The sequence below is a fragment of the Shewanella sp. 10N.286.45.A1 genome, assembly GCF_041470405.1.
Lineage (GTDB): Bacteria > Pseudomonadota > Gammaproteobacteria > Enterobacterales > Shewanellaceae > Shewanella.
This window is the reverse complement of the sequence record NZ_JBFRMK010000188.1, coordinates 1-9,101: the sequence shown is the minus strand read 5'-3', so window position 1 is coordinate 9,101 and position 9,101 is coordinate 1. Positions and strand designations below refer to the sequence as shown.

General features: G+C 43.5%; 11 protein-coding genes. 6 read left to right on the top strand and 5 right to left on the bottom strand.

The genetic code is table 11. The annotated features are described in order from the left end of the window. Nucleotides 1–46 precede the first annotated feature (46 nt). Entirely contained in the window at nt 47–757 is a 711-nt protein-coding gene (locus tag AB4238_RS14440) for an oxidative stress defense protein (protein ID WP_372034043.1), read from the bottom strand. A gap of 230 nt (nt 758–987) precedes the next feature. On the opposite strand from AB4238_RS14440, the gene AB4238_RS14435 reads away from it, so the two are divergent. Continuing rightward, entirely contained in the window at nt 988–1,335 is a 348-nt protein-coding gene (locus tag AB4238_RS14435) for a hypothetical protein (RefSeq protein ID WP_372034042.1), read from the top strand. 3 nt (nt 1,336–1,338) lie between these two features. Here AB4238_RS14435 and bluB read toward each other — a convergent pair whose 3' ends face one another. Both bluB and AB4238_RS14425 read right to left on the bottom strand, forming a co-directional pair. Beyond that, entirely contained in the window at nt 1,339–1,983 is a 645-nt protein-coding gene (bluB, locus tag AB4238_RS14430; RefSeq protein WP_372034041.1) for a 5,6-dimethylbenzimidazole synthase, read from the bottom strand. 178 nt (nt 1,984–2,161) lie between these two features. Continuing rightward, complete coding sequence (locus AB4238_RS14425; RefSeq protein ID WP_372034040.1) at nt 2,162–3,478, bottom strand: anaerobic C4-dicarboxylate transporter; 1,317 nt, start codon at nt 3,476–3,478, stop codon at nt 2,162–2,164. Between the two features lie 522 nt (nt 3,479–4,000). On the opposite strand from AB4238_RS14425, the gene mpl reads away from it, so the two are divergent. The 5 genes from mpl to AB4238_RS14400 all read left to right on the top strand — a co-directional run bounded on the left by mpl (nt 4,001) and on the right by AB4238_RS14400 (nt 8,466). Then, nucleotides 4,001–5,386 carry a UDP-N-acetylmuramate:L-alanyl-gamma-D-glutamyl-meso-diaminopimelate ligase gene (gene mpl / locus AB4238_RS14420; protein ID WP_372034039.1) on the top strand — a complete coding sequence of 462 codons (1,386 nt, stop codon included), beginning with the start codon at nt 4,001–4,003 and terminating at the stop codon, nt 5,384–5,386. A gap of 31 nt (nt 5,387–5,417) precedes the next feature. Next, nucleotides 5,418–6,071, top strand: a complete 654-nt coding sequence (locus tag AB4238_RS14415) for a flavin prenyltransferase UbiX (RefSeq protein WP_372034037.1) — start codon at nt 5,418–5,420, stop codon at nt 6,069–6,071. Nucleotides 6,072–6,078: 7 nt separating this feature from the next. Further along, nucleotides 6,079–6,612, top strand: coding sequence for a hypoxanthine phosphoribosyltransferase (hpt, locus tag AB4238_RS14410; protein WP_044556115.1), 534 nt, complete (start codon nt 6,079–6,081; stop codon nt 6,610–6,612). Nucleotides 6,613–6,748: 136 nt separating this feature from the next. After that, complete coding sequence (locus AB4238_RS14405) at nt 6,749–7,693, top strand: ABC transporter ATP-binding protein (RefSeq protein ID WP_372034036.1); 945 nt, start codon at nt 6,749–6,751, stop codon at nt 7,691–7,693. A gap of 2 nt (nt 7,694–7,695) precedes the next feature. Then, entirely contained in the window at nt 7,696–8,466 is a 771-nt protein-coding gene (locus tag AB4238_RS14400; RefSeq protein WP_372034044.1) for an ABC transporter permease, read from the top strand. An 86-nt stretch (nt 8,467–8,552) separates the two neighbouring features. On the opposite strand, the gene AB4238_RS14395 is transcribed toward AB4238_RS14400, so the two are convergent. Next, a complete protein-coding gene (locus tag AB4238_RS14395) occupies nt 8,553–8,894 on the bottom strand; it encodes a DUF4144 family protein (protein ID WP_372034035.1) in 342 nt (113 codons plus the stop codon). Beyond that, nucleotides 8,891–9,082: a hypothetical protein gene (locus tag AB4238_RS14390; protein WP_372034034.1), complete on the bottom strand. Its 192-nt coding sequence runs from the start codon at nt 9,080–9,082 to the stop codon at nt 8,891–8,893. The genes AB4238_RS14395 and AB4238_RS14390 overlap by 4 nt, the downstream gene beginning before the upstream one ends. Between the last annotated feature and the right edge of the window lie 19 nt (nt 9,083–9,101).

Genomic DNA, 9,101 nt, shown 5'->3' with positions numbered 1-9,101 from the left:
GAAAGATCAACAGCCCTTAGTTTGATAAGCCTTTTTTATTATTAGATTATTTAAGGCGGTAAGTGACTTCAACTTTATCTTGAATTGTCATTTGTCCTTGCTGATAGCTTTTTGCCACGTTGTAGCTGTCGCTTTCAGCGCTCATTCTCATCATTATCGGCTGCACCGGACGTTGGTCAAAGTAACGGATATGCCAAACTCCATTGAGCTCTTTACCAAAACCTTCGGCTAATTCAGCCGCTTTTTGTTGGGCATCTTTAATCGCTGCCAACCTTGCTTGTTTTATATATTGTGCCTCTTTGCTCGATTTCAGCGCAATGTGATTGATGCGATTAATGCCTTGTTCGAGAGCACTATCTAAAATGCTGTTAAGCTCGATGAGGTCATCAACAGTGACGGTTACGCGGCGATTGGCACTGTAGCCTATTAGTTTATTAGGCTGACCTTTTTCGTAATGATATTGTGGTTGAAGATTGATATTGGCACTTTGAATAAGTTCGCGGCTAACACCTGCTTTTTGTAAGCGCTCAATGAATTTTGCGACAGCTATATCCGATTGTTTTTTGGCTGCCTGTGCTGTTTCTGCTTTGATAATCACTTCGACGTTAACGTCTGCCATATCGGCTTCAACTACAATATTGCTGCTACCGATAGTTTCAAGGTGTGGGAAATTGGCCTCGGCAGCCAATGTTGGCGCCGCGAGACTTGCTGATAGAATTAGACTGGAGATTACTGCCGCGATTGTTGATTTATTCATGATGACTCCAAAAGTTGGCTGGTATTTGCCAAGAGGTAATTGAGTTGTTGTGAGTTATAAACGGCGATGATTTGAAAAAGGGTTATATTTTTTTGATATTTAAATATTATTGGGAGTTCAATGCCCAATACTCGGTATTTAATTGCTTTTTTACAGTGATTTACTTTATGCATCATGTCCATTACAAACCATTGGCTATACTGATTACTTCAACCAAAAGGAGTAAAGCAATGCAACGCATTTTATTCGTAATGATACTTTTGCTAAGTACAGTATGTGCCAATGTAGCAGCCACTGAGCGACCAGATTCAGGCAAAATGTTAGCTAAGCTGACTGAAGAACTAAACCTAACAGGTGAGCAGCAAGCAGAAACAGAAGTTGTGATGGGATTATTTCATGATGAGATGAAACTACTGCATGAAAGTGAGGGCAGTCGCCGCGATAAAGGCAAGAAAATGAAGGCTGCCGCTGAGACTAGAGATAGTCAAATGCAACAGATTTTAGATGAATCGCAATTTGAACAGTATCAAAATATGGTCGCCGAAATGCGCGAAAAGATGAAGCAGCGAAGAAAGTAGCCCTTAGGTAAACTGCTCTTTGAAAACTACCTGTGCAGCAGACTTTGTTTGCTGCCAACCTTTCTGTTTAAGTTCTGGTTCATCGAGAAATTCATCAACGTAGCCGATACATAAATAGCCAATTAGCTCAGAAGTAGCCGGTGCATTGAGAATATCCTTAACCTTCAGAGGGTCTAAAATACTGACCCAGCCAACCCCTATGTTGAGTGAGCGGGCCATTAACCACAGGTTTTGAATCGCGCAAACCACACTGAACTTTCCCATCTCAGGCATACTCGTTTGGCCTAACACGGCTCCTGTACTGGGCTGATAAAATACCGCTAGATTGATGGGCGCCTCAATAATTCCTTCAAGCTTTAGTGTGTCATATTGAGCTCGTTTATCGCCACTAAACTGCAGGCTGCCAGAAGCATTTTCTTCGCTGAAGGTTTGTTGAACTGCTTTTTTGGTCGCTAAGTCTCTGATAACCACAAATTGCCAAGGTTGTGAATATCCTACTGAGGGTGCCAACATCGCTGCATTTAGCAGTGAATCAACCGTTGCTTGAGAAACCGGTTTATCATTAAAACGATTGCCGCGTACATCGCGCCTAAGGCGAATAATATCAGCCAACACTTGGCTATCGCTTTCACTAAATAATTGACTCATTTGGTTTCCATTTATGCTCAGGGGTCATTCGTTGCGAATAAAAAAACGTGCCTTTGTAGGCACGTTATTGAGTATACTCAGATAGACAACTGCTAGGTTAGTCTGATTATGTATCAGTCTTCAATCTTCAATCTTCAATCTTCAATCTTCAATCTTCAGTCTTTAGTCTTCAGTTTTACTAATTTATCGCCATTGAAATGAAGTAGCCGACAAATGTGGCAGTCACCACGCCGATAAAGCCCGGCACGATAAAGCTGTGATTTAAGACATACTTGCCAATGTGGGTAGTGCCCGTTCTGTCGAAACTAATTGCTGCTAAGTCACTTGGGTAAAATGGGAAAAAGAAGTAAGCATAACAAGCCGGTAATACACCGATTAATACCGGTGCCGGGATCCCTAAAGAGAAACCTAATGGCAGCATGATTGTTAAAGTAGCGGCTTGGCTTTTTAAAAACACCGAAGCGACAAACATCGCAATCGCAAACGACCAAGGATGTGCATGTACTATATCGCTAACAGATTCAATCAAGTAACTCTTGTGGTGACCGATAATGGTGTCACTTAACCATGCGATACCGAAGATAATAATCACCGCGGTCATCCCGGCAATAAACACGTTACTGTTGACGATCTTCTTGGGATCAACCTTGGTGGCTAATAAGATAAGCGCGCCGACAGAGAGCATCATAAATTGAATCGCCACCGACATTTTAACGCCTTCAGGCAGTAATTCTTTACTGAACATTGCCAATCCAATGACAGCAAGGATCCCCAATAAGAATATGCTTAGTCCTTTCTTGGCAATACTGTCACTCTTAGCCGCATCGCTGGTTTCAATGTCAGGGTCAATTAAGCTATTTTTAAACTCTTCATCTAACAGGCGAGCTTGAAATTCTTCATCTTTATCAAGATCTTTACCGCGCGTTAAACTCCATGCTGAAGCGACTAATACCCCGATTAGCGTAGAGGGGATAGTGACTAGCAACACATCCACTAAGCTGATATCGAGGTTATTTTCCATCGAGGTCGCAATAACAACTGCGGCAGCTGCGGCGATTGGACTGGCGGTGATCCCCATTTGTGATGCAACAGTTGCAATCGCAAGTGGCCGCTCAGGTCGAATACCTTTCTTGTATGCGACATCGTAGATGACTGGCAACAACGGATAAACCGAGTGACCAGTACCAACCAGCACAGTGAGTGAATAGGTACATAGCGGCCCGAGAAATACGATTTGATTCGGATGTTTACGCAGGAGTTTTTCTGCATAACGCACGAGCAACTTAAGCCCGCCAGTCGCTTCAAGTGTCGCAGAAGCAGCGACTACCGCTAAAATAATCAACATGACGTTGATGGGAGGAGACCCTGGAGCAATGCCAAATACAAAGGCGAGAACCGACACTCCTAAGCCGCCTAAAAGACCAAAGGCAACACCGCCATGGCGGATCCCGACAAAGATGACAGCCAGTAATAACAGCATATGTACGAAAAACATAAGGTATCCCTTCTAGTGATGTACTAAATTGTGTTTCTACAACAAATGGTGATTATGCGTTAGAAAATGCCCTGTAATAGCTAACTTATACCGTATGTTATCTGCTGCTTAAATAGTGACGGTACAGCAAGGTGATAAGCCGCATTGTTCTGCCACTATTTATCGAAAAAATGTGAGCTTTGCACTTTTAATTAGAGACTAAATCGTTGCGTTAATATTGGGCAATTAACAGTTAGGTGAATTTTAAAGTCTTTCAATAAAATGGTAGGAGAGTAAGGGGCTATTGATCTCTCGAGCTTGGTTTATGTTTGCATGCAACCCTTTTAGGGCAAGGCCACGCTGTTATACTCGTGTAGGCGTTTATGGTTGAGAAGGTGGCGTTGTAAATTCAGCGGTTAAACCGCTTCGACATCTTACTGAATTAGCAATCTTGTGTTTGAGTGAGTTTAAACCATAGTTAACTGACAAATAGCCGCGCAATTGGTTAGAATAAAGCAGGTTTTTAAATTCAGAGTGACCACTATGCACGTACATATATTAGGGATTTGTGGCACCTTCATGGGCGGTCTTGCGCTGCTAGCAAGAGCTGAAGGGCACAAAGTGACAGGCAGTGATGCTAATGTATACCCGCCAATGAGCACTCAATTAGAAGAGCAAGGGATTGAGCTTATTCAAGGCTTTGACCCATCTCAATTAGGACAAGGTGAAGATGATGCTCCAGATCTTGTCGTGATAGGCAATGCGATGAGCCGCGGTAACCCTTGTGTGGAATCAGTGCTCAACCGTGGTCTTAAATATACCTCTGGCCCACAATTTTTAGCGGAACATATTCTCGCCGAGCGTTGGGTATTAGCGGTTTCTGGTACTCATGGCAAAACCTCAACGGCTAGCATGTTGGCCTGGATTTTAGAAGATTGCGGCTATGAACCTGGCTTTTTAATTGGTGGTGTGCCGCAGAACTTTGGCGTATCAGCCCGTCTTGGAGGCTCACCATTTTTTGTGGTGGAAGCCGATGAATACGACAGTGCATTTTTCGATAAACGATCCAAGTTTGTACATTACCAGCCACGAACGTTGGTGATTAATAACCTTGAGTTTGACCATGCTGACATTTTTGATGACCTAAAAGCGATCCAGCGTCAGTTTAATCACGTAATACGTACCGTTCCCGGTGAAGGCAAAATCATTTGGCCTGCTGACGCTAAAAGTGTGCAGCAAGTTATTGAACTGGGTTGTTGGAGCGAACAGGAGATGTACCATCTACACTCCGCTGCAACAGGTTGGTACGCCACTAATCTTAGTGAAGATGGCCATGAGTTTGAAGTATTTTTCGATGGTGAGTTGCAAGGCGTCGTAGATTGGCAGCTGATTGGCCAGCACAACATTGAAAATGCAGTAATGGCAATTGCAGCAGCAAGGCATGTAGGGGTTAAGCCAGATGCCGCTATTGCAGCATTAGTTAAGTTTACGCCACCAAAGCGCCGTATGGAGCTGATTGGTTGTGTTGGTGGTGTTGAAGTTTATGATGACTTTGCTCATCACCCAACAGCGATAACCACCTCTTTGGCTGGTATGCGCGCCAAAGTGGGTAACGGAAAAGTGACGGTTATTTTAGAACCGCGTTCAAATACCATGAAAAGCGGTGTGCATAAAGACACTTTAGCCAATTCATTGGCCTTAGCCAGTAACGCATACCTTTACCAAGCGGGTAATATCGATTGGGATATAAGCGCTGCCATGAGCACTGCAGCAATACCTGTTGAGGTATTATTCGATATTGATGAGATTATAGCCAAAGCCGTGGCCCAAGCTTGCAGTGGAGATACTATCATTGTGATGAGCAATGGTGGCTTCGGTGGCTTACACCAAAAGTTACTTGCTCAGCTAAACGATAAAGCTAACCACTAACATAGCGATTAAAATAGGTAATAGATTAAGCATGAGTGTCACATATCAAAAAGCAGACAAGTCTATCAGTTTAGCTTGGACCGGCGCCTCTGGTGCACCTTATGGTTTGAGGTTATTGGAGATCCTGCTTAAGAGCGATTACCAAGTTTTCTTGATGATCTCATCTGCCGCCAGAGTGGTACTCGCCACAGAACAAGGTTTGCAGTTAAGCGCCAATAGTGACAAGGCTAAAGCGCAGCTACTTGCGCAGTTTGGCGATGTGGCCGGAGAGCTCATTGTATTGGGGAAGGAGGAGTGGTTTTCACCGCCTGCATCTGGCTCCGCTGCACCTAAACAGATGGTCATCTGTCCCTGTAGTACCGGGACTTTAGCCGCGGTTGCCACTGGGATGAGTAATAATTTACTTGAACGAGCAGCGGATGTTGTAATAAAAGAGCGTGGCCAATTAATTCTAGTTCCAAGAGAAACTCCTTTTAGCGCCATACACTTAGAGCATATGTTATCGCTTTCTCGGCTCGGGGCTACCATCATGCCTGCAGCGCCAGGCTTTTATCATAATCCCAAATCGATTGAAGATCTGGTAGACTTTATGGTCGCCCGGGTTTTAGACCATTTGGGCGTCGACCATGCATTAACGAATCGTTGGGGTTATGAGAAACATAATCGCAATGACATCGACTATTGAGAGTTTTATGAAACACACCACTGAAGTGATGATCTCTGCTGAAGAGATCGATCAAAAATTGGATATTTTGGCTGAGCAAATTAACGCTCATTACGCCGATAGTGACCGCCTGTTGATGGTAGGTCTGCTTAAAGGTTCTGTTGTATTTATGGCAGATCTTTGTCGACGTATTAAAGGCCACGTAGAGATCGATTTTATGTCGGTATCGAGTTATGGCAATGCCATGACAAGTAGCCGCGACGTAAAAATCCTTAAAGACGTGCAGTCCGAGATTCAGGGGCGTGATGTACTGATTGTTGAAGATCTTATCGACTCAGGTAATACCTTAAATAAGGTACGTGAGATGTTACTTATCCGCGAACCAAAAAGTTTAGCTTTATGTACGCTGCTTGATAAACCAGAGCGTCGTGAAGTCAATGTACCTGTCGACTTTATCGGCTTTACCATTCCTGATGAGTTTATTGTTGGTTATGGTATCGACTATGCGGAGCAGTATCGTAACCTGCCTTACATCGCAAGAGTCGTTCCACTAGAAGACTAATTTTGTCTCTTTAGCTTTAATCTAGTTTCAACGCTGTTTGGCGTTAAACCTAGATTGAAGTTGGGAGCGCAATGTAAATTATTGACTCCCGCATTTGCGGGAGTTTTTTTATTGATTCAGATTGATTGGAATAACCATGGCAAACACCGAAGCCGCCTTAGTTATTGACTCCCTAAAGAAAACCTACAAAGGCGGAGTTGAAGCAGTAAAGGGCATTAGTTTAACCGTTAACAAGGGTGATTTTTTTGCACTGCTTGGGCCAAACGGAGCAGGTAAATCAACAACGATTGGTGTGATTAGCTCCTTAGTGCAAAAAACTTCAGGCAGCGTGTCTGTGTTTGGACACGATATTGATAAAGAGCTTGAACTGGCCAAACTCAGTATTGGTTTAGTGCCGCAAGAGTTCAATTTCAATCAGTTTGAAACCGTACAACAGATAGCTGTTAATCAGGCTGGCTACTACGGCGTAAAGAAAGAGGTGGCGCTACAACGTGCTAAAAAGCATTTAAGTCAGCTTGACCTATGGGAAAAGCGTGATAGCCCTGCAAGAGCCTTATCTGGTGGCATGAAGCGTCGTTTGATGATTGCTCGCGCGCTGATGCATGAACCACAGCTTTTGATCTTAGATGAGCCAACCGCAGGCGTAGACATTGAGCTTCGTCGCTCTATGTGGACATTTTTGACTGAACTGAATGAGCAAGGTGTGACGATTATCCTCACCACTCACTATTTGGAAGAAGCGGAAATGTTGTGCCGTAATATCGGCATTATCGATAAAGGTGTGCTGGTGGAATGTACCACGATGAAGTCACTATTGAGTCGATTAAACATGGAGACGTTTATTCTTGATCTCGCTGGTGATCTGACGGCTAAACCTGAGTTGTTAGAGATTGAATGCCGTCTTAGCGATCCGCATACGTTAGAAGTCGATGTGGCTAAAGATCAGAGCTTGAACGATGTGTTTGTGCAACTGAGTAAGCTTGATATTCAAGTGTTGTCTATGCGCAACAAGGCTAACCGTCTGGAAGAGTTATTTGTCGAGCTAGTAGAGAAGGGCAAAATGACCGGGGATCAACAATGAATATGAAAGCGCTGTATTTTACAGCTTTTAAAAGTATCTTAACTAAAGAGATAAACCGTTTTACCCGCATCTGGGTGCAAACATTAGTGCCGCCAGCCATTAGCATGACCTTGTATTTTTTGATATTTGGTAATTTAGTTGGCAAGCGTATCGGTGAGATGGGCGGTGTATCGTACATGGAGTTTATTGCTCCAGGCTTAATTATGATGGCAGTTATCACCAGCTCATACTCTAACGTGGCATCTTCCTTTTTTAGTGCAAAATTTCAACGTAACTTAGAGGAGCTTATTGTCGCTCCTGTGCCGCACTATGTGATTATTGCTGGCTATGTGGGTGGTGGTGTTGCCCGTGGCCTCTGTGTGGGCACGATAGTGACCTTAGTGGCACTGTTCTTTGTCGATATCAGCATACAACATGTAGGGTTGGTTGCTATTACGGTGTTTTTAACCGCTGTATTGTTTGCCTTAGCTGGCTTAATCAATGCGGTTTTTGCCAAGAGCTATGACGATATTAGTATTGTTCCCACTTTTGTTTTAACGCCGCTCACTTACCTTGGTGGTGTGTTTTACTCGTTGTCTTTGTTACCAGACTTTTGGCAAGGAGTGTCAGCGCTAAACCCTGTGGTTTACATGATCAACGTATTCCGCTTTGGCTTTTTGGGCTATGCGGATATGAGTGTACCTTTGTCTGTTGCTGTGATGGTTGGCTTCTGCGTCGGCTTCTGGAGCCTAGCTTACTACCTGATTTCACGTGGGATCGGCTTAAGAACCTAGCATTTAATCGCTTCAATAAGTTCTGCAAAAAGCCAGCAATATCATTGCTGGCTTTTTTATTCGATTATTTCTGTAGCAAGGGAAAGTTAATTCTGCTCAATAAATGCCACAACCTCGAATAGCTGTTCAATGGTATTTAGCGTTAACTTACTGGTACAGCAGTGACCGTTTTGGCTGGCATATTGTTGAACAGAGCTGCGTAGCTGCTCTAAAGATACCTGTGGCGAAGCAAGCTGCAACCTTGTCGGAAGATCTTCGTTAATCAAGTAACTGTTACCTGTATCATCGATAATATAGCTGCCTTTTAGCACGCCGAGCATGCCTGTTTGCTCTGACCAATCTAACGAAGATTCAACAAGCAGCAAATCAACGCTATCTTGTTGTAGCAGTATAACTGGCCAGTTAACTTGCTCTAGTAGTATGCTCATTGGTCCTCCTGAACTAACCATGGGTACTGTGTTTGACAGTCGTAATCGGCAAAAGCTTTAGCTTTATCTTGTATGCTATCAGCAATACCAAAGGTATAGCCTTTAATATAGATCAATACATAAAATGCCCGTTGCTGACCATTATCATAGGGTGCCAGCAGTGAGTTAAGTCGAAAGTTAAGCGACATGTTATACCAATAGCATTAA

Excerpts from the sequence above, each read along its gene's own strand:
- AB4238_RS14390 (WP_372034034.1), bottom strand. The coding sequence starts at position 9,082 with ATGTCGCTTAACTTTCGACTTAACTCACTGCTGGCACCCTATGATAAT.
- AB4238_RS14440 (WP_372034043.1), bottom strand. The coding sequence starts at position 757 with ATGAATAAATCAACAATCGCGGCAGTAATCTCCAGTCTAATTCTATCA.
- AB4238_RS14435 (WP_372034042.1), top strand. The coding sequence starts at position 988 with ATGCAACGCATTTTATTCGTAATGATACTTTTGCTAAGTACAGTATGT.
- mpl (WP_372034039.1), top strand. The coding sequence starts at position 4,001 with ATGCACGTACATATATTAGGGATTTGTGGCACCTTCATGGGCGGTCTT.
- AB4238_RS14405 (WP_372034036.1), top strand. The coding sequence starts at position 6,749 with ATGGCAAACACCGAAGCCGCCTTAGTTATTGACTCCCTAAAGAAAACC.
- hpt (WP_044556115.1), top strand. The coding sequence starts at position 6,079 with ATGAAACACACCACTGAAGTGATGATCTCTGCTGAAGAGATCGATCAA.
- AB4238_RS14415 (WP_372034037.1), top strand. The coding sequence starts at position 5,418 with ATGAGTGTCACATATCAAAAAGCAGACAAGTCTATCAGTTTAGCTTGG.
- AB4238_RS14395 (WP_372034035.1), bottom strand. The coding sequence starts at position 8,894 with ATGAGCATACTACTAGAGCAAGTTAACTGGCCAGTTATACTGCTACAA.
- bluB (WP_372034041.1), bottom strand. The coding sequence starts at position 1,983 with ATGAGTCAATTATTTAGTGAAAGCGATAGCCAAGTGTTGGCTGATATT.
- AB4238_RS14425 (WP_372034040.1), bottom strand. The coding sequence starts at position 3,478 with ATGTTTTTCGTACATATGCTGTTATTACTGGCTGTCATCTTTGTCGGG.
- AB4238_RS14400 (WP_372034044.1), top strand. The coding sequence starts at position 7,696 with ATGAAAGCGCTGTATTTTACAGCTTTTAAAAGTATCTTAACTAAAGAG.